This window comes from Arthrobacter sp. NamB2 (assembly GCF_005281365.1).
Taxonomy (GTDB): domain Bacteria; phylum Actinomycetota; class Actinomycetes; order Actinomycetales; family Micrococcaceae; genus Arthrobacter_D.
The window spans coordinates 1-22,853 of sequence record NZ_SZWI01000001.1; the positions used below are offsets into that span (position 1 = coordinate 1).

At 68.5% G+C, this 22,853-nt stretch carries 18 protein-coding genes, 2 pseudogenes and 1 riboswitch; of the genes and pseudogenes, 8 read left to right on the forward strand and 12 right to left on the reverse strand.

Translation table 11 applies throughout. From position 1 onward, the window contains the following. The 5 genes and pseudogenes from FDK12_RS00005 to FDK12_RS00025 all read left to right on the forward strand — a co-directional run. Positions 1-547, forward strand: a pseudogene (locus FDK12_RS00005) (pyridine nucleotide-disulfide oxidoreductase); the annotation flags it as partial. 61 nt (positions 548-608) lie between these two features. Beyond that, positions 609-1,961, forward strand: a complete 1,353-nt coding sequence (locus FDK12_RS00010) for a GAF domain-containing protein (protein WP_137367694.1) — start codon at positions 609-611, stop codon at positions 1,959-1,961. A gap of 166 nt (positions 1,962-2,127) precedes the next feature. Then, positions 2,128-4,047, forward strand: coding sequence for a M23 family metallopeptidase (locus tag FDK12_RS15145; RefSeq protein WP_223262992.1), 1,920 nt, complete (start codon positions 2,128-2,130; stop codon positions 4,045-4,047). A gap of 137 nt (positions 4,048-4,184) precedes the next feature. Next, positions 4,185-4,418: pseudogene (locus FDK12_RS00020) on the forward strand (aldehyde dehydrogenase family protein); the annotation flags it as partial. 8 nt (positions 4,419-4,426) lie between these two features. Continuing rightward, on the forward strand, positions 4,427-4,858 hold the full coding sequence (locus FDK12_RS00025; RefSeq protein ID WP_137367695.1) for a DUF779 domain-containing protein: 432 nt from the start codon (positions 4,427-4,429) through the stop codon (positions 4,856-4,858). Between the two features lie 68 nt (positions 4,859-4,926). Here FDK12_RS00025 and FDK12_RS00030 read toward each other — a convergent pair whose 3' ends face one another. Beyond that, positions 4,927-5,241: an ArsR/SmtB family transcription factor gene (locus FDK12_RS00030; RefSeq protein WP_104118947.1), complete on the reverse strand. Its 315-nt coding sequence runs from the start codon at positions 5,239-5,241 to the stop codon at positions 4,927-4,929. Further along, on the reverse strand, positions 5,241-6,158 hold the full coding sequence (locus tag FDK12_RS00035) for a cation diffusion facilitator family transporter (RefSeq protein ID WP_137367696.1): 918 nt from the start codon (positions 6,156-6,158) through the stop codon (positions 5,241-5,243). The genes FDK12_RS00030 and FDK12_RS00035 overlap by 1 nt, the downstream gene beginning before the upstream one ends. Before the next feature lie 198 nt (positions 6,159-6,356). Here FDK12_RS00035 and FDK12_RS00040 point away from each other — a divergent pair, with 198 nt between their 5' ends. From FDK12_RS00040 to FDK12_RS00050, 3 genes are all read left to right on the forward strand, one after another. Further along, the gene (locus FDK12_RS00040) at positions 6,357-7,103 is read left to right on the forward strand and encodes a GAF and ANTAR domain-containing protein (RefSeq protein ID WP_137367697.1); all 747 of its coding nucleotides are present in this window, start codon (positions 6,357-6,359) and stop codon (positions 7,101-7,103) included. Between the two features lie 239 nt (positions 7,104-7,342). Then, positions 7,343-8,005 carry a TetR/AcrR family transcriptional regulator gene (locus tag FDK12_RS00045; protein WP_189636205.1) on the forward strand — a complete coding sequence of 221 codons (663 nt, stop codon included), beginning with the start codon at positions 7,343-7,345 and terminating at the stop codon, positions 8,003-8,005. A gap of 33 nt (positions 8,006-8,038) precedes the next feature. Then, the gene (locus FDK12_RS00050) at positions 8,039-10,582 is read left to right on the forward strand and encodes an MMPL family transporter (protein WP_137367699.1); all 2,544 of its coding nucleotides are present in this window, start codon (positions 8,039-8,041) and stop codon (positions 10,580-10,582) included. 53 nt (positions 10,583-10,635) lie between these two features. Here the strand turns inward: FDK12_RS00050 and FDK12_RS00055 are convergent, their stop codons facing one another. The 10 genes from FDK12_RS00055 to FDK12_RS00100 all read right to left on the reverse strand — a co-directional run bounded on the left by FDK12_RS00055 (position 10,636) and on the right by FDK12_RS00100 (position 22,828). Continuing rightward, complete coding sequence (locus FDK12_RS00055; RefSeq protein WP_137367700.1) at positions 10,636-11,031, reverse strand: hypothetical protein; 396 nt, start codon at positions 11,029-11,031, stop codon at positions 10,636-10,638. A gap of 56 nt (positions 11,032-11,087) precedes the next feature. Next, positions 11,088-11,744 (reverse strand): YitT family protein, encoded by a 657-nt coding sequence (locus FDK12_RS00060; RefSeq protein WP_137367701.1) that lies wholly within the window; start codon positions 11,742-11,744, stop codon positions 11,088-11,090. Between the two features lie 101 nt (positions 11,745-11,845). Further along, entirely contained in the window at positions 11,846-12,856 is a 1,011-nt protein-coding gene (locus tag FDK12_RS00065; protein ID WP_137367702.1) for an adenosine deaminase, read from the reverse strand. A gap of 79 nt (positions 12,857-12,935) precedes the next feature. After that, complete coding sequence (locus FDK12_RS00070) at positions 12,936-14,324, reverse strand: NtaA/DmoA family FMN-dependent monooxygenase (RefSeq protein WP_137367703.1); 1,389 nt, start codon at positions 14,322-14,324, stop codon at positions 12,936-12,938. Next, on the reverse strand, positions 14,324-15,622 hold the full coding sequence (locus FDK12_RS00075; RefSeq protein WP_137367704.1) for an acyl-CoA dehydrogenase family protein: 1,299 nt from the start codon (positions 15,620-15,622) through the stop codon (positions 14,324-14,326). Before FDK12_RS00075 ends, FDK12_RS00070 begins: the two co-directional genes overlap by 1 nt. Positions 15,623-15,632: 10 nt before the next feature. Beyond that, positions 15,633-17,267: a dipeptide ABC transporter ATP-binding protein gene (locus FDK12_RS00080; RefSeq protein ID WP_411266147.1), complete on the reverse strand. Its 1,635-nt coding sequence runs from the start codon at positions 17,265-17,267 to the stop codon at positions 15,633-15,635. Positions 17,268-17,367: 100 nt separating this feature from the next. Beyond that, entirely contained in the window at positions 17,368-18,303 is a 936-nt protein-coding gene (locus FDK12_RS00085) for an ABC transporter permease (protein WP_223262993.1), read from the reverse strand. Positions 18,304-18,330: 27 nt separating this feature from the next. Continuing rightward, the gene (locus FDK12_RS00090; RefSeq protein WP_137367706.1) at positions 18,331-19,290 is read right to left on the reverse strand and encodes an ABC transporter permease; all 960 of its coding nucleotides are present in this window, start codon (positions 19,288-19,290) and stop codon (positions 18,331-18,333) included. A gap of 5 nt (positions 19,291-19,295) precedes the next feature. Then, positions 19,296-20,966, reverse strand: a complete 1,671-nt coding sequence (locus FDK12_RS00095; protein ID WP_137367707.1) for an ABC transporter substrate-binding protein — start codon at positions 20,964-20,966, stop codon at positions 19,296-19,298. Between the two features lie 99 nt (positions 20,967-21,065). Then, positions 21,066-21,155: riboswitch (SAM riboswitch) on the reverse strand. A gap of 185 nt (positions 21,156-21,340) precedes the next feature. Continuing rightward, positions 21,341-22,828 carry a catalase gene (locus FDK12_RS00100; RefSeq protein ID WP_137367708.1) on the reverse strand — a complete coding sequence of 496 codons (1,488 nt, stop codon included), beginning with the start codon at positions 22,826-22,828 and terminating at the stop codon, positions 21,341-21,343. Between the last annotated feature and the right edge of the window lie 25 nt (positions 22,829-22,853).

The window sequence follows — 22,853 nt, forward strand, 5'->3', positions numbered from 1 at the left end:
TCCCGGCAAGGTCGCCGGCATGAAGTTCGAGCGCACCGAGCTGACGGGTGACGGCAATGTCCGGGGAACCGGCGAGATCATCGACTACCCCGTCCAGGCCGTGTACCGGGCAATCGGCTACTTCGGGTCCGAACTGCCCGAGGTGGGTTTCGACGCCAAGCGCGGTGTCATCCCGAACGAGGGAGGCCGCGTCATCGACGAGGACGGGAACCCTGTACCGGGTATCTACGCCACGGGGTGGATCAAGCGCGGCCCGGTGGGCCTCATCGGGCACACCAAGGGCGACGCGCTCGAGACGATCGGGTTCCTGCTCGAGGACCGACTGAACCTGCCGCCGGCGGAAGATCCTTCCGAGGACGCCATCATCAACCTCCTCGAAGAGCGCGGCGTCCGCTACACGACCTGGGAAGGGTGGCTGAAGCTGGACGCCCATGAGATGAAGCTCGGATCGAACTTCGTCAACATCTCGGGCAACGCAGAACTGGTCCGTGAGCGCGTCAAACTGGTCCCCCGTGAGGACATGGTGGCGATTTCCCGAGGTGAGTAGTCCGGCTACACTGTGACCTGTCCCACGCTTCTGGTGGGGCAGGTCACGAAGCGGAGTGCCGATGTCGCCGTCCCGTTCGATCCCCCTAGCCGAGCTGTCCTCCGACGTGGTGCAGCGGAAGGCTGTTGCCGCTCATGAGGCCCTGGGTCAGGGTGCCAGTGTCGACGGGAAGTTGCGCGGCGTCGTCCATGATTCCTGGCTTCGCTCGCTCGCGTTCCTGCCCGACCCGTCGTCCGCGCGGGCGCGGTTGTTCTGCTCCGAGGAAGAGTTGGAGTCCTACCGCCAGGCGCATCCGCTCGCGGCTGTCATGCCCGTCATCGACCGGCTGCTCGTGCAGCCGAGCCTCGAGTCCGGGATGCTGGTCGCGGTCGGCGATGAGAACGGCCGGCTTCTGTGGGTCGATGGCGACCGTGACCTGCGTTGGCGGGCGGAGGGCATGCTGTTCGTGGCAGGGGCCGACTGGTCCGAAGCGTCCGTCGGAACGAGCGCACCGGGCACCGCGCTGGCGCTGCAACACAGCGTGCAGATCGCGGGAGCCGAACACTTCAGTCCACAGGTGCATCCGTGGAGCTGCACCGCGGTGCCGCTTCACGACCCCGACTCGGGAACCGTCCTGGGCGTCATCGACATCACCGGTACCGCGGACGCGGTCGCGACCCACACACTGTCCCTCGTCCAAGCAGCGGTGGCCGCAGCGGAAGCGCAACTGAGTATCCACCGGCTCCGGAGCCGCCTGCCTGCAGTGGGGCGCACGCGATCCCCCCGCACGCGGGCCAGCCTGTACCGGAACAGTCTTCAGATCCTCGGCACCGACCACGGCATCGTCCACGCCGGAGGCTCGTCCCTGGAGCTGAGCCTGCGCCATGCGGAACTGCTCACACTGCTGGCGCTGCATCCAGAGGGCCTGACGGCGGACCAGCTCGCGGGCATGGCGTACTCGGGCGATGCATCGGTGACGACCATCAGGGCCGAGATGCTCAGGCTTCGCAGGGTGCTGGTGGGGCACGGGGACACGATCGTGCCCCAGTCGCGCCCGTACCGGCTCCCGGCGGAGCTCGTCGTGGATGCGGTCCAGGTCCTCAACTACCTCCACCGAGGAGCGCACCGCATGGCGCTGGGTATCTATCGGGGGCCCGTTCTCCCCCGGTCGCAGGCGCCGGCCATCACACGGCTTCGGGTGGAGGTCTCGGCCCTCCTCAGGGACGCCGTCCTGAACGACGGCGCCGCCGACACCGTGCTGCAGTACCTTGCGCTCGCCGAAGCCGAGTACGACACCGAGGCATGGCAGCTCGCCCTCCGGGTCCTGCCCCCGCGCTCGCCACGCCGTGCTGCCGTCGTCGCTCATGCCGAATGGCTCGAGGGGGAACTCTCGACGCCGTCATCGCCGGGTTCGCGTGCTCCTCACGCCCGTTAGCGAAATGCAATAAACCGTCGCGGTGACGCGGTGATCGGTCTACCGTTGTTCACGACGGTCGAACGTCCTGAGGGCACTGCTGCCCGACGATCCGACCCACCGGATGCAGCACTCTTCAAGGGGACTTCTCGTGGCGCAGGCTGGACTTCACCCAGGCGGGCCAAAGGTGCAGGGGCGCATCGTCGGGCCTTCGCGCCTGAGGATGAACGCGAGCCTCGCGATGGTGGTGTGCCTGATCGGTTTCCACGGAGTCGCACCGCAGTGCTGGAATCCTGAGTCCGTCTCCTCCGGTCACGCCGATGTCGCCGGTTCGTTGTCTGCGCGGGGAGACGCGCTCGTGCCCACCGGCACCGTGGGCCCCTCGCTCCTGGTGCCATCGGGTGCCCTCGACGCGCTTGACGCGACGGCTCCCGGGCGCCGCGCGTCCGCCCGGGAAACAGGCAAGGATGACGCCGCGATCTCTGCTGCTGCGGCCAGCACGACCCGGCGGCCTCCGGCGGGTACCTTGTTCGCACCCCTCGACGCCCTCACTCCCACGTCGTCCTTCGGGCTACGGACCAGCCCCATCACCGGCGAGGCCGGTGAGTTCCACACGGGCCAGGACTATGCCGCACCGTGCGGTACGCCGGTCTTCGCGGCCGACGCCGGCACTGTCCGTGCCGTCGGATGGCATCTGTGGGGCGGCGGGAACCGCGTCGAGGTGGATCACGGCAACGGTCTCATCACGAGTTACAACCACCTGCAGCGCATCTCCGTCGGCGTGGGCGAGTCCGTCGATGGCGGGGACCCGATCGCCGAAGTGGGAACGAGCGGTTCGTCGACCGGCTGCCACCTGCATTTCGAGACGATCCTGAACGGCGAGCACGTCGACCCCCTGCGGTGGAAGCTGATAGCTGCGGAGCACGGCGAGCGAACGGGCGAACTGAGGGACTACACCCCTGGTGCCTCGAATGGGGGAGACGTTCCAGCGTGGGCGCAGTCCTCGACCCGGTCCGCTGCGTCGGCGCAGGCCGAGGAGTCCGACGTGCCTCCGCGGGTGCCGGACCTGCCCGACGAGCTGGACGTCCCCGAGAAGCCCAGCGGCGACGGGATCGCGACTGCTCCCGTTCCGTCGCCACCCGCGCCCGCTGGGACGCCGGGTGTCACGCCACCGCCGTCGACGACGCCGGGAGTGGCGCAGGCTCCTCAGCCACCTGCGCCGGGTGCAGTTCCGCCGGCTTCGCCGGAAGCGCCGGCTCCTGCGAGCGAGACGCCCGGTGCAACTCCGCCCGGGCCGGAAGTGCCGGCCCCTGCGAGCGAGACGCCTCCCCGTGCGCCCGATGAGCTGCCGGCTCCGCCGCCTTCGCCGGAAGCGCCAATTCCGCCGACCCAGGCGCCACCTCGTGCGCCCGGTGAGTCGCTGGCCCCGCCGACTGATACGCCACCTTCACCGGAAGCTCCGACAACTCCGGGCCCGGAGTCCTCCTGCGGCACCGACGCGACAGCTGGGGACACGGCTGCGGACACGGCTGCGGGCACGGCTGCGGATGCCGCTGCGGAGGCGGAGACCGATACTGATGCAACCGCTTCGACGACGCCTGGGCCCGGCGATCCTGGAATCCTGACTCCGGCCCCGCCATCACCCGAAGACGGAGAACATGCGCCCGCAGTGCCGGGTGTGCCCGCCGAGGCTCCGCAGCAGCAGGTCGTGTCGGTGCCGCCGCCCGCGCCGAACGCGTTGCCGACCGACGCCGGGCCCGGAGCGGCGTCAAACGACGCCGCTGGGCGCCCTTCCACGGTGCCGGCCGCGGATTCCGCACCGGGCAATGACGTCGACCCGGCGAGTGCTGCACCCGGCAACGACGTCGAACCAGCGGACACACCCTGCGGCGACCCGGAGGATCCGGACGGCCCGGGCGACCCGGACGACTGGGAGGACCCGGAAGGCCCGAACGACTCCGACAGTCCGGACGAGCCCGGGGACGCCGATCGAGGGGCTGACGGTCCGGCTGCCCCTGGCTCGGCACCAGCACCAGGATCGGGATCCGAGCAGGAGGGGGCGCCGTCGCCCGGAGAACCGGCGGTTCTCTCTCGCGAGCAGGGCTGAGCGTGCGGCATCCTGCTCGGCGTCCCCCTGGGTCGCCACCAGCACACGTCGCCGTGACCGTGACCTGGGCAGCCCCGTCCCGGTGCTGCTGCTGCCGTGCAACGTCGATGCAACCCGCGGCCTCCTACGCTGTGGAACTCGGGGCCGGGGTCTGGTCGAGGAACGGCAACGTCGCCTACCGCGCCGGACGCGAGATCCAGGCGGGCCGCGTCTGGGTGAACAACTACCACGCCTATCCCGCGGGAGCGGCGTTCGGTGGGTACAAGTCCTCCGGCATCGGCCGCGAGAACCACGCCATGATGCTCGACCACTACCAGCAGACCAAGAACCTCCTGGTCAGCTACTCGGAATCCAAGCTCGGATTCTTCTAGGTAATGCCATGACGGTCGAGGCCTCGGTGACGATCCCGGGGGAGACGACGTCCCGCGTGGCACTCACGACGAGCGCGGTGGAGCTTTTGGACACGCTGTGGCTCATCCATGGGCCCCTGATGTTCCACCAGTCCGGAGGGTGCTGCGACGGGTCGTCGCCAATGTGCTATCCGGCGGGTGAGTTCATCACGGCCGAGGCGGACGTGCTGCTCGGTGTCCTGGACATCACGGCCGGCGCCGAGGGTCGCGAGGGTGCGGCAACGGCAGGGAACGACGACGACGGCCCCCGCCTGATCGAGTTCTGGATGTCGCGCGAGCAGTTCGAATACTGGCGGCACACCCACCTGACCATCGACGTCGTTCCTGGGCGGGGGAGCGGGTTCTCCGTCGAGGCGCCGGAAGGGAAGCGGTTCCTCATCCGGTCCCGGCTGATGGGATAGCCGGGACCACGAGAAGGCCCGGCAGGCAGAGCGCCTGCCGGGCCCTTCGTCGTGCCGGGAGCGGGAGGTCAGGCGTGGTCGTGGTGCTCCGGATCGACGGCGAGGACGATCCCGAGCAGGTCGGTGAGCGCGTGACCCAGCTTCGGGTCGACGAGCTCGTACCGGGAGCGCCGGCCCTCGGGCACGGACACCACGAGCCCGCAGCCGCGCAGGCATGAGAGGTGGTTGGACAGGCTCTGGCGGCTGACGCCCAGAAGCAGCGCCAGGTCGCTCGGATACGCCGGCGCGTCCCGGAGCGCCACCAGGATGCGGACGCGCGTCGGGTCGGAGAGCGCCGTGCCCACGCGTTCGAGGACGGAGGTCGAGGTCAGGGTCTCGAGCATCAGTGGGTCAGCTCCGTCTCATGGGGTACGTGCCCCAGCGGCTCGATCTGGAAGGTGCAGTGGTCGATGCCGACCTCGAAGTGCTGGCCGACGCATTCCTGGAGCTGGTCGAGGACGGCGTGGGCCGATCCGTCCCGGTAGCACTCGTCATCGACGACGATGTGCGCCGTGAGCACCGGCAGTCCGGTTGCGATCTGGCTGATGTGCAGATCGTGGACATCCTGGACCTGTGGCAGCCGGGCGATGTGGGCCCGTACCTCCTCGAGATCGATCCCGACGGGGGTGGACTCCAGGAGTACGTCAATGGTCTCGCGCAGCAGCATCAGCGTCCGCGGGATGATGAGGGCGCCGATGAGCAGGGCGACGACGGCATCGGCCCGCATCCACCCGGTCAGCGTGATGATCACGGCAGCGGCGATGACGGCTACGGATCCCAGTGCGTCGTTGAGCACTTCGAGGAAGGCCGCGCGGAGGTTGAAACTGGCCGTCCGATGCCGTGCGAGGAGCCAGAGCGCGGCGAGGTTCCCCGCGAGGCCGATCGCCCCGAAGACGATCAGCTCGGGCGCAGCCACCTCCTCGGGCGTGATCAGGCGTCGCACACCCTCAACGAGCACGTACGCACCGACGGCGAGGAGGAATGCCGCCTGCAGGAGGGCTGCGATGACTTCTGCGCGGCGGAACCCCCAGGAACGCCGGGCGGAGGCGGGACGACCGGCGAGGGTCGCTGCACCCAGTGCCATGGCGAGACCGGCGGCATCGGTCAGCACATGCACCGAGTCGAAGAGCAACGCAAGGCTGCCTGTCCACAGCGACCCCACAATCTGGAGGACGAAGACACCGAGCGTGATCGTGAGGGCGCCGGCCAGGGGCCGTCGATTCGCCTCGTCGGGCCGAGCGTGGTGGTGGTGCGATCCCATGCATCGATAGTACAGCCACGGGTGAACAGCGGTGGTGTCACGGTCCGGAGGAGGTCGGCTCGCGGATCAGGCCGCCCGGCTCCTGCGGCCGCCACCCTGCGCTCTGCTACGGTGGGTGTCCGCAGCTACCGATCGAGCCCACACGCCTGCAGGGTCACGAAGTTGGCGGGCATGGGATGAAAGCAGGAATGTTCGCCGATGGCGACCGACGACGGCAAGAGTACGAGCGAGGACGGCTGGATCGCCCCGGAGGAGGACGTCGCCGGACGGCTCAGCGAACTCGCCCGTTCCCTTCAGCGCGAGGATTCCGAGGACGCAGTCCTCGAGCAACTGGTACGTGCGGCCCTCCAGCTCGTGCCAGGGGCCGAGGAGGCATCCATCACGCTGGTCACGGGCCGTCGCCGGGTCGAGTCCAGGTTCCCCTCGAGTGACCTCGCGAGAGCCCTCGACGAGTTGCAGGAGCGCACGGGGGAAGGGCCCTGCGTGAGCGCGGTCTACGACGAGCAGACCGTCCGGGTGCCCGATCTGCGGAACGAGGCTCGCTGGCCGGAGTTCTCGACCAGGGCCGCGGATGCCGGCGCAGGCAGCATGCTCTCCTTCCAGCTGTTCGTGCACGGGGACAACCTCGGGGCACTCAACCTCGCCAGCCGCACGCCGCATGGATTCAGCGAAGAGTCGGGCTACGTGGGCCTGTTGGTTGCAGCCCACGCCGCGGTGGCGTTCTCCGATGCCCAGAAACTGCACCAGTTCAAGGACGCCATTGCCACGCGGGACCTCATCGGCCAGGCGAAGGGCATCCTGATGGAGCGCTACGGCATCACCTCGGGGCAGGCGTTCATCATGCTGGTGCAGGTCTCCTCGCAGACCAACGCCAAGCTGCTCGCCGTCGCAGAACAACTTGCGACAACCGGCAGCCTTCCCGTTCGCGCTCGGGGCCGCGCCTAGCACTCCCGCGGCGCTGGGCCTGGCCGTGAGGGGGGCGCTGGGCCTTGCCCTGACGGGGCGGCGCCGGGCCGCGACGATTGACTGTCAGGCCGGCCACGGGCTGGGCGCCCTCATCCCGTGATGCTATGCCGCGAACGCCCGAGTTCCGGGACGCCAAGCTGCCGCGGCATAGTGCTGCCACCGAGTGGTCCAGAGTGTCTTTGTTGCACAGCGTGCAAGTTCCGCTCTACGCTTGGACCGTGTTGAGTGCAACCGACAGCGTGGAACCACTGGGTCGCCGCGAGCAGAACAAGATCGATACTCGCCGTGCCATCGCGGACGCCGCCTTCGACCTCGCACAATCCGTCGGCCCGGGCGCCTTCACGGTCGATCAGATCGCCGAACGCGCAGGCGTATCTCGCCGCACGTTCTTCAACTACTTCCACAGCGCGGAAGACGCGCTGACGGTGCGGGTCGACGGGTTCCTCGACCTGGCGATCGAGGTGTTCGGCAAGCTCCCGCAGGACGAGCCGTTGTTCGACTCGATCATCTCCGCCTTCATCGAGACCACCCGGATGGAGGGGCTGTCGCAGCACGGCGAACTCTTCCGGATGGCCGCGGTGAACCCGGAACTGCTGCGCGCGCAGCTGCACTCCTGGGAGCGCGCCGAGGTGCGCATCGTGGATGCGCTCCGCAGTCGCCTCGGCTCCGGGGCATCGGATCTGTACCTCAATTCGCTCGTCGGCTGCGTCCTCTCCTGCACCAAGGCTGCGATGCGCGACTGGGCATCCGACACCCCCACCTCCGGCGACGACTCCGGCACCGACCTGGAGGCCCGCATCCTCGCGGTCCTGACGATGCTGCGGGACGGCTTCGCCGATCCGGGCGTCGGTTCGACGGGCCGTCCCCGGTCCTCCTCCTGATTCCCTCACTACCACTCCCGCTAGGACTTTCCCATGGCTTTCCTGCTCTACCGGCTCGGCTCGTTCGCGTTTCGGAGGCGGTGGTGGGTCATCTCCGCATGGCTCGCGATCATGCTCGCCGTCGGAGGCGCAGCCGTCGCCTTCTCCGGCACCCTGACCAACAACTTCACCATCCCCGGCACTGAATCGCAGCGCATTTCGGACCGCCTCCGGGAGGAACTGCCGGAAGCTGTCGGCGGCACGGGAACGGTGGTGTTCACCACGGACGACGGCGCACCGTTCTCCGCGAAGCAGCGCGAAGGCGTGCAGTCGGCGCTCGCGGACATCGCGGAGCTCGACGGCGTCCGCGGCGTCGTCGATCCTTTCGACGTCGCAGACCAGGTCGCGTCCGGCGCGCAGGAGCTCGACTCAGGACGTGCCGAGCTCGAGGCCAGCGAGCAGCAGCTCGTAGCCGGTGAGGAGCAGCTCGAGCAGGGCCAGGCCCAGCTCGACGAGCAGCGGTCGCAGTTCGAGCAGGCGCGCGGACAGTTGCCGCCAGCCCAAGCTGCGGCCACCGAGCAGCAGCTCGCCCAGGGGCAGGGGCAACTCGACGCCAGCAGGACCGAACTCGAATCCGGGCGGGAGCAGCTCGAGTCCGGGCGGGCAGAGCTCGAGCTCGCCCAGCGGCAGCTCGAGGCCAGCTCGGGAGTGGAGCTCCTCTCGGAGGACGGCACGGCCGCCGTCGCCAGTGTGCAGTTCGAGCAGCAGATCAACGGAGTCTCCCCCGAACTGCGAGAAGCAGTCCAGGCGGCTGCCGCCGGGGCTGGATCTGCCGGAGTGGGCGTCGACTACAGCAAGGAGATCGTCGAGGACGTGTCCGGCATCGTCGGTGCCACGGAAGCGATCGGTCTGGCCGTCGCCGCCGTCGTCCTGATCCTGATGCTGGGCACGCTGATAGCCGCCGGTCTGCCGCTGCTCATGGCCGTGGTGGGCGTAGGAGTCGGGGTCGGGATCACCTTCGCCCTCTCGGGCATCATCGAGATGAACAGTATCTCGCCGGTCCTCGCCCTGATGCTCGGTCTCGCTGTAGGGATCGACTACTCGCTGTTCATCGTCAATCGCCACCGCACGCAGCTGCTGCACGGCATGGACCTGCAGGAATCCATCGCCAAGGCCACGGGAACGGCGGGAAACGCCGTGCTGTTCGCCGGGATCACGGTGATCGTGGCCCTTGCGGCACTCGCTGTCCCGGGGCTGCCGTTCCTGACGGTCATGGGTCTCTCCGCGGCAGGTACGGTCGCCGTCTCGGTCATCGTCGCCCTGACCCTCACTCCCGCCCTGCTCGCGGTGTTCGGGCGGCGCATCATCTCGAGGCGCCGCTGGGCGAAGGCGCAGGACCACGACGGCGCGGCGGTCGACGTCGCGGGCGCCTCTTCCGCCGCGTCGGACGAACGGGCCGCGAGAGGCGCGGGCTGGGGCGGCATCGCCACCCGGAAGCCCATCCTGACGGTTCTCGCCGGCATCGTCGTCCTCGGTATCATCGCCATCCCTGCTGCGCAGTTGCGCGTCGGGCTGCCGGACGGTGGAACCGAGCCTGCCGATTCGACGGCGTTCCAGGCGTACAGCACCATCGGCGAGAAGTTCGGCGCCGGCACCAACGGGCCACTGATCGTGGTCGGGTCGATGCCGGAGACGGCCGACGAGGCCGAGCTCACGGCGCTCAGGCTGGACGTCAACGACCGCCTGCGCGAGGTGCCCGACGTCGCAGCATCCGTCCCCGCCGCAGTCAGCGAGGACGGACGAACCGCGATCTTCCAGGTGATCCCGGAGGAGGGCCCGGCCAGCGAGACCACCGAGACCCTCGTTCGCGACCTCCGCGAAGCGACGACCGAGTTCGAGGACAAGACCGGCGTCGCGATCTCCGTGACCGGACAGACCGCTGCGAACATCGACGTGTCCGCGAAGCTGATGGAGGCCCTGCCGGTCTACCTCGGGATCGTCGTCGGGCTGTCGCTGATCCTGCTGCTGCTGGTCTTCCGCTCGATCCTGGTTCCCGTCATCGCGACCGCCGGGTTCCTGCTGTCACTGCTCGCGAGCTTCGGCGCGACGGTCGCCATCTACCAGTGGGGCTGGCTGGGGGGCTTCTTCGGTGTCACCAATCCCGGGCCCATCCTGAGCTTCCTGCCGATCATCCTGATCGGGGTGCTCTTCGGGCTCGCCATGGACTACCAGATGTTCCTCGTCTCGGGCATGCGCGAGGCGTACGTCCACGGTGACGATCCGAAGGCTGCCGTCCGCATCGGCTTCAGCCATGGCGCCCGGGTGGTCACCGCGGCGGCGATCATCATGGTGTCCGTGTTCGCCGGGTTCGTGTTCTCGCACCTCGCCATGGTGCGTCCGATCGGGTTCGGGCTCGCTTTCGGTGTCCTGCTGGATGCCTTCGTGGTCCGGATGACGCTGGTGCCGGCCGCGATGTACCTGCTGGGGGAGCGCGCGTGGTGGCTGCCGGCCTGGCTCGAGCGCATCCTGCCCGATGTCGACGTCGAGGGCGCGAAACTGTTGCGCGAGGACAAGGAGCGCGAGACCGTCCTGGTGTAACGTCCCGCGCCTGCTGCGGTCACTCCGCGGCAGGCGCGGAATGGGGCTCGCGGTTACCGGGTGCCCGGACCGGGAGCACCGAGGGTCGGCTGGCGAAGCAGCCAGTCACGCGCCGGGCCCTCCCGCTCGAAGTACTCCACCGGGTACGGCGGATGGTAGACCTCGAGGTACAGCTCGATCAACGGCTGGTCAAGGATCGATGGGCCCACCAGGGCGACAGCGGACAACGGTGCGCGCTTCGCGAAGTACGCCAGGGCGTCCTGGCTGAGGGACGTCATCCCGTTGAGGAACATCAGCAGGTGGACGCGGTGCCCGGGGCGGTGGAGTTGGACCTCGGCCGTCAGCGAGGCACCATCCGAATCCCTCAGGACGATGGCCGGCGCCCATTGCACACGGACAGGACCGTCCTCCTCAGGCACAACGGCGAAGCGTGCTCCGGTACCCTCCATGAGTCCCCCGATCCTCGGACGAGTCTAGAGTCGCCGGGGTCGCTTCGGAAGGGCAGCTAGGCGCCGAGGTAGCGCCCCGGCCGATGGTTGAGGGCCAGCACCAGGTTCAGCAGGACAGCCCCTGCCGCGGACAGCAGGACTGCGGCCGGCTCTACGACGGCGAAGGCGGCGAGGACGATCGCCGTATCGAGGGCCATCTGCACGTACCCCGCGCGCCAGTTGAGGCGCTCCTGCAGGATGAGCGCGAGGATGTTGAACCCGCCGAGGCTCGCCTTGTGCCGGAAGAGGATCAGCAGCCCGACGCCGGCCAGCAGGTTTCCGCCGAGGGCCGCGTAGAGCGGATCGAGCGTCAGTTCGCCCAGGGCCAGCGGGTGGAGGTAGGACAAGCCCGAGACGAGGGCGACGGCGGCCATCGTCCGCAGCGTGAAATCCCAGCCCTTCTTCCAGACGGCCAGCGCGAAGAACGGCACGTTGACGGCGAAGAACAGGACGCTGAAGGGAAGACCGCCCACGTAGCTCAGGAGCAGGGCGAGGCCGGCGGTTCCTCCGGTGACGGCACCGCTGGCCTTCAGCAGGAACAGTCCGAGGGAGACCGTGAAGGTGCCCGTGATGATGCCGAGGATGTCCTCCAGAGCCGAGTGCTTCACGATCGGAACGGCTTCCTCGGTCTCGACGGTCTCCTCGGTGTCCGGCCGGGCGGCTGCAATCCTCATGGCCGCAAAGTATCACCGGCCCGCACGATCCCAGCCACGATTTACCGGGGATGTGAAGGAAACCACACCGCAGGGCAGGGGGACGGCACGACCAGGAAGGGTCAGCTGACGCCGGACCGCCGGGCGGCAACCAGCCAGGAGTCGACCTCGGCCAGGAGGACCGTCCGTCGGTCCTCCTGCAGGAAGGCGGAACGGAAGGAGTTCGCGGCGAGCATCGCGAGGTCGTCGGGACCGAGACCGAACGCCGCTTCGAGGGCCTGGACGTTGTCGTCGAGGTAGCCCCCGAAGTAGGCGGGATCATCCGAGTTGACGGACACGCTCAGACCGCGGGCGAGCATCTGCGGCAGGGGATGGTCGGCGATGGTGTCGACGGCGCGGAGCCGCACGTTCGACAGCGGGCATACCGTCAGCGGGACGCGGTCCGCGACCAGGCGCTCGACGAGCGCGTCGTCCTCCAGGCACCGGATACCGTGGTCGATCCGGTCGACGCGCAGGATGTCGAGCGCTTCCCGGATGTAGGCGGGCGGTCCCTCCTCCCCGGCATGGGCGACGCACTTCAGCCCAGCGGTCCGGGCGAGATCGTACACCTCGGCGAAGAGCGACGGCGGAAAGCCGACCTCCGCCGAATCGAGCCCGATCCCGATGATCGGAGCGTCCATGGCGATCAGTTCCCGCAGCACCCCGAGGGCCTCCGCGGCGGGGCGGTCGCGCAGGAATGCGGCGATGAGCGCCGTGCTGATGCCGAACTCCGCCTCACTGGTCGCGAGCGCCGCGGCCACGCCGTTGACGCAGGTCTCGAGCGCGACGCCGCGGGCGAGGTGCGCCTGCGGGTCCATCATGATTTCGGCGTGACGGACCCCCGCCGCCGAGGCGCGCCGCAGGTACGCCCGCGTCATGTCCTCGAAGTCCTGCTCGGTCCGCAGTACGGTCATCGCCGCGTAGTACAGGTCGAGGAACGACTGCAGGTCGGAGAACGCGTACCGGGCCGCGAGGTCGGCCGCGTCCGCGTAGGGCAGCGAGATCCCGTTGCGCCCGGCGAGCTCGAAGATGAGGTCCGGCTCCAGCGTCCCTTCGATGTGCAGGTGCAGTTCGGCGCAGGGCAGTGGCAGCATCCGTCCAGCCTAGGAGAGCGCAGGCCGGCGTGGCGAACCGGCGCGAACGAGTTCGAACCGGTCCGCCACAGGACGGCGATCAGGGAACCGGAACCTCCGAGAAGGCGCCGCGGTAGCCGGCCGCCGGGTGACGGTCGGGCAGCTGCGGCCCCTCCCCGAACAGCTTCTCCCGCAGGGTACCGGGACGGTACTCCGTCTGGGCCAGCCCGCGCCTGCGCAGTTCGGGCAGGACGCCGTCGATGAAGTCGACGTAGGAGCCCGGCAGGATCTGGTTGATGATGTTGATCCCGTCGATCCCGGCATCCTGCCAGGTCTCGAGCTGGTCGACGATCTGTTCCGGGGTCCCCGCGATCTGCTGGTTGTAGGCGCGGTACCTCGCCAGGTCGGCGATGGTGGGGTTGCCGCCCGGGACCGAGGCGAAGACCGACTCCAGGACTCCCCGGGCGCCGTCCGTGCGCAGGTCACCGAGCGTGGTGTCGAGCGGCAGACCGCCGAGGTCGACGCCGATGCCGCCGCCGATGTGCGCCACGATCATGTCGAGGTCCAGGTATTCGTCGAAGTCGGCCTGCTTCGCCTTCACCTCGGCCTCGGTGGACCCGACGACGAAGGACAGTCCCGCGAAGAACTTGATGTCCTGGTCGCGGCGTCCCAGCTGGCGCGCGGTGGCGCGCACAGCGGAGGTCACCTTCTCCACGTAGCCGACGTTCGGCGCGAAGAGGAAGGCGGCTTCGGCGTTCGCTGCTGCGAAGTGCTGCCCGCGGCCCGAGGAGCCGGCCTGGAAGAGGAGCGGGGTGCGCTGCGGCGACGGGGCCACGAGGTGCGGGCCCTCGACGGCGTACCGGGCACCGCTGTGGTTGATCTTGTGGACCTTCGTCGGGTCCGCGTGGCGACCCGTTCGCTTGTCCTGCAGGAGCGCGCCCTCGTCCCACGAGCCCTCCCACAGCTTGTAGCAGATCTCAAGGTACTCGTCGGCCCAGTCATAGCGGCTGTCGTGCTCGAGGAGCCCGTCATTGCCGAAGTTGCGAAACGAGTTCTCCAGGACGCTCGTGACGATGTTCCATGCCGCGCGCCCGTTGCTCAGGTGATCCAGGGTGGAGAGCTGTCGGGCGAACTGGAACGGGTGGGACTGGACGACGGAACTGGTCAGCGCCAACCCGAGGTGCTCTGTCGTGGCCGCCAGCGCGGACTGGAGGATCAGCGGATCAGCAGCCGGGAATTGCATGCCCCGCTCCACATGGGAGTCCCAGCGACCGCCATGGTTCCCGTACAGGCCGACGACGTCGGCGAGGAACAGGGCATCGAACTTCGCGTCCTCGAGGCGCCGGGCGAGGTCCGTCCACAGGCCGAGCTCGTTGGAGCGGTGCTGCTGTGCCTCGGGATGACGCCACTGCCCGCCGAGGATGTGGCTGGTGGTGTTCATCGCGAATGCGCTGAGGAGCAGCCGGGGCCGCTCGGAGAAGACTGACATCAGGGGGTACCTCCGGTTGTGGACGACTGGGGAACTGTGGCTTCGCCGATGCTGTTGAGGCCGATCGGGATGGTGCCGTTGATGAGGTAGTCACCGACGGAGCGAGCCTTGAAGAGGGCGGGATTGTGCGTCGCGACGGTCCTGGCGTTGCGCCAGTGGCGATCCAGCGCCTTACCCCTGCTGACGGCCGAGGCTCCGGTCACGTCGAAGAGCTCCCCGGTGGCCGCGAGCACCAGCGGGGGCACGGCGACGTGGGCCTGCTGGACGGCGAGTTCGGCACGGAGGAACGAATCCTCGGGAGACAGGGCCAGGAGGGGATCGACGGCGGCATCGAGATCCCGTGCAGCAGCCGTCACGATCGCTTCTGCCGCGTAGACCTTCGAGGCGAGGAGTCCCACGTGTTCCTGGATCTGGGGGTCGTCGCGGAACAACCCGCCGGAGCCCGTGTTGAAGGTCCGGGTCCGAGCTCCGACGAGGTTGCGGGTGTCACGGAGCGCGGCGCGCCCGATCCCAGCCAGGACAGCCAGCAGGAAGAGCTGGAAGAACGCGGGTTCGAGCGTGCTCGTCACCTTCCTCTGGAGGATGTCCCCGGCGTGCACGGGCACCCTGTCGAAGAGCGCGGTCCCCGTGCCGGTCAGCGGCTGGCCGAAACCGTCCCAGTCGTCCACGATGGTGGCCCGCGGATCGTCGGCTTTCACGAGGGCGTACTGGCGACCGTCCAGGCCTTCCGTGCTCGCCATGACGACCACCCAGTCAGCGAAGATGCTGCCGGTGGTGTAGTACTTCTCACCGGTCAGGAACCACTGCCCGTCCTCCTGGCGGAGCCGCGTCCGGGTTGTACCCAGCGCGTTTCCACCACGCTCCGTGGCTGCGTTGCCGAAGATCTGCCCCGCGGCGATGCGTGGGAACCAGCGCTCCTGGAATTCGGCGGGCTGCAGGGCGACGGTCTCGACGAAGGAGAAGTGGGACCGGAGCAGGTGGGAGACGTTGGAGTCCGCCTCGGCCAGTTCGATCAGCAGCCGGAAGAGGTGCTCATGGCTCACCGGGTCGCCGCCGAAGCGTGCCGGCACGCGAAGGGTCGTGAATCCTGCTTGCCTCAGCCACTCCACCTGGTCGAAGGGCAGGATACGGTTCGCCTCGCGGTCCAGCGTCCCCTCGGAGATACGGTCGAAGACGGGCCGGAAGCGGGCAGCCAGTTCCGCATACCGGGCCTCGCCGGTCACCGGGACCGTTCGTGGGTCGTCGGGGTCCGTGCTGCCGGTCGCCTGGCGGGGCGGTGTGTTTGCCGTAGCGGTCATGGAGGTGTCCTTAGCGGGAGGAGGAGAGGGCAGCTGTGCTGCGGGAATCGGTCAGTGCGCGCAGCCGGTGGCCGGGGTTGGAGTCGAGGAGCAGGCGGGTGTACTCGCTGGCAGGGTTGCCTAAGACGTCCGCCGTCGGGCCCGTCTCGACGAGTTGGCCCCGGCGCATGACGCCGACCGTCGTCGAGATCCGTTCCACGACGTGCAGATCGTGCGAGATGAAGAGGTAGGTCAGTCCGAGGTCCTGCTGCAGATCCTCGAGGAGGCGGAGGATCTGCGCCTGGGTGAGCACGTCGAGGGCTGAGAGCGCCTCGTCGAGCACCAGCGTTCGTGCGCCCAGCGCGAGCGCCCGCGCTATCGCCACGCGTTGGCGCTGCCCGCCCGAGAGTTCGAGGGGGCGTTTGCCGGCGAGGCTGGGAGCGAGGCCCACCTGCCCGAGGAGGTCGGCCACGCGTCCGTCCCGCTCCGCGCGGGTGCCGATCCGGTAGTTCAGGAGCGGCTCACCGACGATCTTCCTGACCGGCAGCCGGGGGTCGAGGGCCGAGTCGGGATTCTGGTAGACCAGTTGCAGGCTCCGCCACAGCTCCCTCTTCTGGTCGCCGGAGACCGAGGTGACATCTTCCCCCTGAATGAGTACCTGCCCCGCCGTGGGGTCCAGGAGCCGGAGGATCATGCGCGCGGTCGTCGACTTGCCCGACCCCGACTCCCCCACGAGGGAGAAGGTCGTGCCCGGGGCGACGCTGAAGGACACGCCGTCGACCGCCCGGTGGTGCTCACCGGCCCTGTCGAAGTCCCGGATGAGCCCCCGTACCTCGATAGCGGGTGTCGCGCCGGGTCCTGCCACGGAGACCGATCGGGCCTCGGCAGGGGGGTGCGGTGAGGCCTCCTCGAGCAGCCTCGCGGTGTACTCGTCCTCGGGCTCGGCGAGGATGTCGGCGACGGGGCGGTCCTCGACGATACGTCCCCGACGCATGACGACGATCCGCACGGCGTGGTCCGTGGCGACCGCGAGATCGTGGGTCACGAAGACCACGGCCGTGCCGAACTCCCGGGCGAGCCGTTCGAACACGTCCAGAACCCTGGCCTGGACGGTCACGTCGAGGGCGGAGGTCGGCTCGTCGGCGATCAGCAGTTCGGGCTGCAGGCTGAAGGCGATCGCGATGAGGACACGCTGCTTGAGGCCGCCCGACAATTCGTGGGGGTACTGCTTCAGCCGGTCCTCGGGGCGGTCGATCCCGACGAGGTCGAGCAGCCGGATGACGTCGGCCCGGACCGATCGGCGGGAGCGGCGCGGGCCATCGCGGTGCAGCCGGAAGACCTCTGCCAGTTGTGAGCCGATGGTCCGGACCGGGTCGAGGGAGGCGCCGGGGTCCTGAGGCACCAGCCCTATCCGGACGCCCCGGATTTTCTCGAGATCCTTCTCCCGGGCGTCAGTCAGGGTGGTGTCGCCCAGGACGATCGAGCCGGCGGTCCGTCGAGCCGCCGCCGGGAGCAGGCCGATGATCGACTTCGCAAGGGTCGACTTGCCCGATCCTGATTCGCCGACGAGCGCGACGATCTCGCCGCGGCGGACAGCCAGATCCACGCGGTCGACGGCGGTCCTGGCTGCGTCGCCGTGGCCGTACTCGATCCTCAGCCCGCGCACGTCGAGCAGCAATTCGTCCGGAACGTGCGATACCCGATCAGGGGCCGTTTCCGTACGGGGGCGTGTGGGTGCTTCTCGGGTGTTCACGGTGTGCTCCTGGCTAGATCCGGAAGGTTTTCAACAGCTGCCGCCCGAGGGCAGCCAGCAGGATGACGGTCGCCACGATGACCACGCCCGGCAACGACGTCAGCCACCACGCACTGCCGAGGTACTGGCGTCCTTCCGCGATCAGCAGTCCCCACTCCGGAGTGGGTGGTGGGGCGCCGAATCCGAGGAAGCCCAGTCCTGAGATCGCGAGGATGGCCGCCCCGAGGTCGACGGCGAGCAGCGCCAGGACCGGTCCGCTGGCGTTCGGGAGGACATGGCGGAGCACCACCGACCAGTAGGTGCCGCCATTGAGGAAGGACGCCTCGACGAAGTCGAGGTTCCGGACACGCAGGACCTCCGATCGGACGACGCGTGCGAACGACGCCACCGAGGCGATGCCGACACCGACCCCGAGGGACACGGGCCCGGGAGCGAAAGCCGTGACGATGACGAGGGAGATCAGGAAGCCGGGTACGGCGAGCAGCACGTCGACGAGTCGCATGGAGACGGCGTCCGCCGCACGTCCTGCGGTCGCCGCCACCAGCCCGACCACCGAGCCCACGACCAGCCCGATCAGGACGGCGAGTCCTGCGGTCAGAAGTGTCTGCCGCGTTCCGTGCACCACGCGGGCGAAGACGTCGCGGCCGAGATGATCCGTACCGAAGAGGTGGGTGGCATTCGGCGCCTGGAAGTTCTCGCTCGGGGTGCCGTCGAGGGGCGAGTACGCGGTGAACCAGTCGGGTACGAGCGCCCAGGCTGCGATCACGGTCAGGGGCAGGGCCAGGACCCACAGGGAAGGATTGCGGAGCACCCTGCGACGGCGCCGTGCGGCCGGGTGCACGAGGCCGACGTCGTCGATCGCCGCGTACGACGCGTCGGGGCCGACCGGCATCGCCGGTGCTGCTGCGGCCGGAAGGACCGGGAGCTGGGAATTCCTGGTGGCGGGCATGGAGATACCTCGATCGTGTCTTGGTCGTCAGGCGGCGAGGGCCCGTGGGGACCCCTGGCGGTTGCTCTTGAGGATGCGCGGATCGAGCAGGGGATACAGCAGGTCGACCACCAGGTTGACGACCACGAAGACCGTCGCGGTCAGGAGCACGAGCCCTTGGACCAGGGGGACGTCCTGGGTCGTGACGGCCTGGAGGACCACCGAACCGAGACCGGAGCGGGCGAACACGGTCTCCGTGATGACGGACCCGGCGAAGAGTGTCCCCACCGTGATACCGGTGATCGTCAGGGCCGGCCCTGCCGCGTTCTTGAGCGCGTGGCGGAAGAAGATCCATGACCGCGAGGCGCCCTTGGCCCTCAGGACGTCGATGAACGGTTGCTCGTAGACATGGGCCATGCTCTTGAGCAGTACCTGGGCCATCGGGGCCGAGACGACGACGGCGAGGACCAGGACGGGAACGGCCAGCGACAGGAAGGAGCCGTCCGGAAACAGCGACATCACGCCCCAGCGGATGGACAGCAGTTCCAGCAGGACCAACCCGAGCCAGAACACCGGTACCGCGGAGAACAGGGGAGGCAGGTTGACGAGGAACCGACGGGTGGCACCCGACCGGGTGAGGGTGGCGGCGGCGACCAGCAGGACCGAGATGAGTACTGCGGTGACGAAGGCGGAGCCCGCCAGCACCACCGTCGATCCGGCGACACCACTGATCCTGTCACTCACCGATTCGCCCGACGCCAGCGAGTAGCCGAAGTCGCCCGAGAAGAGTCCCAGCAGCTGGTGCACGTACTGCACCGGCAGGGGCTGGTCGTAGCCGTACTGGCTCTTCATCGTGTCGATCGCGGCCTGGTCGACCGCCGAGTCGACGGTCAGGAAGATCGTCACGGGGTCGCTGGGCAGGAGCTGCACGGCGAGGAAGACGAGGGTGTAGGCGAGCCACACCACCAGCAGTGCCTGCCCGATCCGTTGCGCGAGGTAGCGTGCCACCAGCGCTAGCCGCCCGTCTTCCAAGCGCCCTGGAACACAGGTGCCGTGCCGGAGGTGAACTCGACGTGCGTTCCGCTGTGCGCACCGTACACCTGGACCTCGTCCCACAGCACGAGCGAGTAGGCCTTGTCCAGGACCAGTGCCTGCTGTTCCTCGGCCAGCAGGGCGTCCCGCTCCGGACCCGGAGCAGCAGCGCGCTCAGCGGCGAAGATCGCATTGAGCTCCGGATCGCTGGTGTGCGTCATGGTGTTGTTGGCGGGCTCGAAGATGGGGCCGAGGCCCCCGTAGATGAACTGGCGGGTTCCGAAGAATTCCACGTTCGGATCGGGCATGGCGGTGGCCAGGAAGGTGTTGTCACCGGCGCGGTTGTTGAGCTTGACCCCGATCTCGCGCCACTGCTGCTCGATGAGCTCGAAGGCGGGCTTGATCACCACGGAGTTGTTGGAGCTCGTGACGGTGACCTCCAGCTTCACGCCGTCCTTCTCCCGGATGCCGTCCGCTCCGACCTTCCAGCCGGCGGCGTCGAGCAGCTTCCGGGCTTCCTCCGGCTGGTACTCGAGCTCGTCGGACAGGTCGGTGAAACCAGGGGCCTTGTGGTTCAGCACCGAGGCGGCGAGCTCGTAGCTGTCGGACAGGACGGTGTCCTTGATGCTCTGCCGGTCGATGCCGATCTGCAGGGCTCGGCGCACCTCCTCATCGGCGAGTTTCCCGCTGCCGATCCGGACCGCAGCCATGTTCGCCGTGAGGTCCACGCCCTCGGCCGGGAGCACCTGGTTCCCGCTCCCCGCGAGCGTCTTCTCGTCCAGGGGCTGGAGGCCCCGCACCAGGTCCACCTGCCCGGATTGCACGGCGCCGGCGCGGTGGGCTACCTCGGGCAGGTATTTGACGACGACCTTGTCGAGGTACGCATCCCCCTGGTTGGCGGAGGTCTCCGGTGCCCAGGCATACTCCGCGCGCTTGGCGAGCACCACTTCCTCGTCCGGCTTCTCGGACTCGAAGACGAAAGGACCGGAGCCGGAGATCTTGCTGATCGCCGACTGTCCCGCCGCATCAAGCTCCAGTGTTGCCGGCGACACCAGGCCCGCGGTGACGGACGAGGTGGCCCGGAGGAAGTTCGCGTTGGGGGAGGACAGCGTGACCTTCACCTGGTCCTCACCGATCACCTCGGCCGACGCGTACCCGGCGAAGTCCACGTTCGGCTGGATCTGTGCGGCTTCGATGCCGAGACCCAGCGCGTCGAGGTTCAGCTTGACCGCCTCGGCGTCCAGGGGCGTGCCGTCGCTGAACGTCACGCCCGGGCGGATGGTGAACGTGAACTCGGTCGCTTCCGGGTTGGCGGAGAACTCGGAAGCGATCCAGGGCACCAGTTCGCCCTGCTCGGGATCGAAGTAGGTCAGGCGGTCCAGCACGCTGTTGAGGACGTTCGATTTCTCGTAGAAGCGTGCGGCCTGGGTCTGCCAATTGTTGATCGGCGTCACCTCCGCGTACACGAGGGTTCCTCCCTCGACGGGTTCTCCCGAGGCAGCGTCCTGCCGCGCAGCGGTGTCCGCCGTCGACCCGCAGGCAGTGAGCGCGAGGGCTGCGATGCCCAACATCGCCGTCATGCGCAGTGACCTTCGCGTCAGGACGGGGCGGAGTCGGGCGTCGTTGTGGCTCGAAACGGTGCGGGAAGTCATGCCGGTCCTCTCAGTCGTGATCGAGGCTTCCCTATCCGCGCACGCAGGAGGGCTCGGACCGACGAGAGGTCGGTCGTCACCAACGGGGGGATAAGGCTATCTCCATCGGTCCTGGCAGTAGCACCGGCCCCGGCGGGGTGGTTGCTGCGGCTTCAACGAGCCAGGTCTCTCAGCCGCTCTGGATGGTCTTTCAGTCCCGGGGAGCGAACCCGACGGACTATGGCGATGTAATCGCAGATCGGTCGGGCGATCAAGACGCGCAGGACTTCCAGCGAAACATTCCGCGATGGTGCGGCTCCCAGGGGGGGCGGGACACGGAAAGGGCGGACCCTTGCGGGTCCGCCCTTTCGTTCGTGCAGGGAGCTGGTGGTCGCCTAGTAGAGAGCTGCTTCCGACTCGGTGGCGGGCTCGACGCCGGAACCGAGGTTCGCGGCGAGCTTCGCCCCCAGCTCGGCGTCGACGTTGGCCCAGTACTGGACGGCCCGGGCGCGGATCTCGTCGCTCTTCACGCCGCCGACCGCACCGGTGATGGTCTCGAGGAAGCGGGCACGCTGCGCGTCGTCGAACACCTCGCGGTAGAGCGTCCCGGCCTGGCCGAAGTCGTCATCCTCGGCATGCAGGGAGTGCGCCGCGTAGACGAGGTCGCCGTCGTTCTCCCAGCCGCCGTGCGCTCCGTACTGCGCAGGGTCTGCCGCCGGACCGCCCACGGAGTTCGGGGCATAGACGGGGGTCGAGGAGGAGTTGAAGTAGTAGCGTGCCGCGCCGTCCTTCGAGTAGTTGCGCACCTCGTTCTTCGGCATGTTCACGGGCAGCTGCGCGTGGTTGGTGCCCACGCGGTAGCGGTGCGCATCGGCATAGGAGAAGATGCGGGCCTGCAGCATCCGGTCAGGGCTGGCGGCGATGCCGGGCACGAAGTTCGACGGCGCGAACGTGGCCTGCTCGATCTGCGCGAAGTAGTTCTCCGGGTTGCGGTTCAGCGTGAGCCTGCCGACCGGGATCAGGGGGTAGTCGCCCTGCGGCCACACCTTCGTGAGGTCGAACGGGTTGAACCGGTACGTCTTCGCGTCGTCGTACGGCATGATCTGGACCTTGAGGTCCCAGCTCGGGTGGTTGCCCTTCGCGATGTTCTCGGAGAGGTCGCGCAGGTGGTGGTCCGCGTCCGAACCGGCGAGTGCCTCCGCCTCGTCGACCGTGAGGACCTCGTGGCCCTGGTTGGACTTGAAGTGGTACTTGACCCAGAACTTCTCGTTCGATTCGTTGATCCACATGTAGGTGTGCGAGCCGTAGCCGTTCATGGTGCGCCACGAATTCGGCAGGCCGCGGTCGCCCATGAGCCAGGTCACCTGGTGTGCGGACTCGGGGCTGAGCGTCCAGAAGTCCCACTGCATGTCGGCGTCGCGCAGGTTCGTGCCGGGGAGGCGCTTCTGGGAGTGGATGAAGTCGGGGAACTTGATGCCGTCGCGGATGAAGAACACAGGGGTGTTGTTGCCCACGAGGTCGTAGTTGCCCTCGGAGGTGTAGAACTTCAGGGCGAAGCCGCGGGGGTCGCGCCACGTGTCGGGTGAACCCTGCTCGCCCGCGACGGACGAGAAACGCAGGAGGGTCTCCGTCGTCGCGCCTTTCTGGAACAGCGCGGCGCGGGTGTACATGCTGACGTCCTCGGTGGTCTCGAAGACACCGAACGCACCGCCGCCCTTGGCGTGGACCACGCGCTCGGGGACGCGCTCGCGGTTGAACTGGGCCAGCTTCTCGACGAGGTAGTGGTCGGTCAGCGGGATGGCGCCGTCGCGGCCGAGGACGGACGAGTTGCTGTCGTCGATGACGGGGGCGCCGGACTGCGTGGTGCTGAAGTTCGCGGACATAGTGCTCCTATTCCTAGGGGTTGAG

Excerpts from the sequence above, each read along its gene's own strand:
- FDK12_RS00010 (WP_137367694.1), top strand. The coding sequence starts at position 609 with ATGTCGCCGTCCCGTTCGATCCCCCTAGCCGAGCTGTCCTCCGACGTG.
- FDK12_RS00025 (WP_137367695.1), top strand. The coding sequence starts at position 4,427 with ATGACGGTCGAGGCCTCGGTGACGATCCCGGGGGAGACGACGTCCCGC.
- FDK12_RS00030 (WP_104118947.1), bottom strand. The coding sequence starts at position 5,241 with ATGCTCGAGACCCTGACCTCGACCTCCGTCCTCGAACGCGTGGGCACG.
- FDK12_RS00035 (WP_137367696.1), bottom strand. The coding sequence starts at position 6,158 with ATGGGATCGCACCACCACCACGCTCGGCCCGACGAGGCGAATCGACGG.
- FDK12_RS00040 (WP_137367697.1), top strand. The coding sequence starts at position 6,357 with ATGGCGACCGACGACGGCAAGAGTACGAGCGAGGACGGCTGGATCGCC.
- FDK12_RS00050 (WP_137367699.1), top strand. The coding sequence starts at position 8,039 with ATGGCTTTCCTGCTCTACCGGCTCGGCTCGTTCGCGTTTCGGAGGCGG.
- FDK12_RS00055 (WP_137367700.1), bottom strand. The coding sequence starts at position 11,031 with ATGGAGGGTACCGGAGCACGCTTCGCCGTTGTGCCTGAGGAGGACGGT.
- FDK12_RS00060 (WP_137367701.1), bottom strand. The coding sequence starts at position 11,744 with ATGAGGATTGCAGCCGCCCGGCCGGACACCGAGGAGACCGTCGAGACC.
- FDK12_RS00065 (WP_137367702.1), bottom strand. The coding sequence starts at position 12,856 with ATGCTGCCACTGCCCTGCGCCGAACTGCACCTGCACATCGAAGGGACG.
- FDK12_RS00070 (WP_137367703.1), bottom strand. The coding sequence starts at position 14,324 with ATGTCAGTCTTCTCCGAGCGGCCCCGGCTGCTCCTCAGCGCATTCGCG.
- FDK12_RS00075 (WP_137367704.1), bottom strand. The coding sequence starts at position 15,622 with ATGACCGCTACGGCAAACACACCGCCCCGCCAGGCGACCGGCAGCACG.
- FDK12_RS00085 (WP_223262993.1), bottom strand. The coding sequence starts at position 18,303 with ATGCCCGCCACCAGGAATTCCCAGCTCCCGGTCCTTCCGGCCGCAGCA.
- FDK12_RS00095 (WP_137367707.1), bottom strand. The coding sequence starts at position 20,966 with ATGACTTCCCGCACCGTTTCGAGCCACAACGACGCCCGACTCCGCCCC.
- FDK12_RS00100 (WP_137367708.1), bottom strand. The coding sequence starts at position 22,828 with ATGTCCGCGAACTTCAGCACCACGCAGTCCGGCGCCCCCGTCATCGAC.